The organism is Devosia sp. (assembly GCF_017307565.1).
Classification (GTDB): Bacteria; Pseudomonadota; Alphaproteobacteria; order Rhizobiales; family Devosiaceae; genus Devosia.
On sequence record NZ_JAFKHD010000511.1, the window covers coordinates 6,223 to 7,767 of the forward strand.

1 protein-coding gene and 1 pseudogene are annotated in these 1,545 nt (G+C 61.5%); one reads left to right on the forward strand and one right to left on the reverse strand.

Going from position 1 to position 1,545, the window contains the following annotated elements:
- Positions 1 to 307: 307 nt before the first annotated feature.
- Positions 308 to 961 (forward strand): DUF1345 domain-containing protein, encoded by a 654-nt coding sequence (locus J0I64_RS22215; RefSeq protein WP_291412416.1) that lies wholly within the window; start codon positions 308 to 310, stop codon positions 959 to 961.
- Between the two features lie 55 nt (positions 962 to 1,016).
- Here J0I64_RS22215 and J0I64_RS22220 read toward each other — a convergent pair.
- Positions 1,017 to 1,545, reverse strand: a pseudogene (locus tag J0I64_RS22220) (peptidase S15); the annotation flags it as partial.

The window sequence follows — 1,545 nt, forward strand, 5'->3', positions numbered from 1 at the left end:
CCAGCTGGCCCCGATTGGAGGCGCAGGCCGAAAGCTTGAGCACCGCTGCACCAGCCAGGAGCAGGCTGCGCCAGGATCGGCTCATGGGAACGACACGAAACAAGGGCTCAACTCCGGCAGGGATGACTATCCCAGTGGCCCGAGCAATAAATCATTAACCCTAACAGCCGGTTAAAACGGCGTCCGGTGGCGCTTTCGCAGGATATTCCAATGCGTGGCGAGCAGTGGCATGCTGGTCGCGCCGAACGCTGGTTCGGGCGTGCAAATGACGCCCGTCCCGGCACAAGCGTGACAAAGAAAGGTTCACATGCGCGCCCGTATCGCCAAGGTCCTTGGCCGTCACGTTGCGCCGCCGCGCTTCGTTCTTTTTGCCTCCAGCTTTCTCGTCCTGCTGCTGCTGGGTATGTCCGCAGGCATTGAGTTGCAGATCGCCGTGCTGGGCAGTTTCAATCTCGCGACGCTGATCTTTCTCGCCTCGGCCGTACCGCTGTTGAACGACGACACCGCCGCCATGCGCACCACATCTGCCGGCAATGACGCCAACCGCGCAGGGCTTCTGTCCATCACGGTTCTGGTTCTGGCCGTAGTGCTGGTGGCCATCGGCACACTCGTGGCGCGCCCGGACACGCGCTGGCTCGAAGTCCCGCTGATCCTGGCATCCCTGGTGCTTGCCTGGATATTTTCCAATACGATCTTTGCGCTGCACTACGCGCATATCTTTTATCAGCAACGGCACGGCAAGGATCTGGGCGGGCTACAGTTCCCCGGCGACCGCATGCCCGACTATTGGGACTTTCTGTATTTCAGTTTTACCCTGGGAATGACCTTCCAGACCTCGGACGTGGTCATCGAAGGCCCGCATATGCGCCGCGTTGCACTCGCGCACGGCGCCGCAGCCTTCCTGTTCAACCTGGGTATTTTTGCATTCGCCATAAATATCGTCGGCAGCCTCAGCGGCTAGCCCTGGCGCGTGTGATAGTGGCGGCCCGGGGAGGGGCCGCCACTATCGCAGCTTGTTACATCAGGTCGCGCGGGAAGGACTGGTCCCAGTTCCGCTCGGCCCGCAACAGCCCATTCTCTTCCACCGACAGCTCGCCGGTCAGGTAGAAAGTGTCGCGGTCGGAACGCATCCTTGTGACGCTGTCGATACGGATGCGCCAGCCATCCCGGCCCATCTCATAGCTCTGTGTAAGCACATACTCGGCCGAGGTCGGATCGTTGTCGGCAATGGTCAGCTCGCGCTTGAGGCTGTGGCTCAGTTCGGTGCCGATATCGTCGAAGCGCAGAATACCTTCGCCAAAAAGACCGCCAATGCCTTCGGTGACATAGGTCGTGGTTCCGGCAACGTGGTCCTGGCTGGAATAGCGGCGCACCGTGCCCGGATCGAGCTGGGTGATCGGCGTTGCCGGACCGTGGGCCGGCGACGGCAGTTGGACTTCTGCCGTATCGGCTTTGCGCACCGGCAGGGACAGGGTGCTGTTTGCCGTGTCGATGGTGAGCGTTGCCAGTTCCGGCGATGGCCAGACCATGGGCCAATAGGACGTC

Coding starts and splice junctions, on each gene's coding strand:
- J0I64_RS22215 (WP_291412416.1), top strand. CDS start 308: ATGCGCGCCCGTATCGCCAAGGTCCTTGGCCGTCACGTTGCGCCGCCG.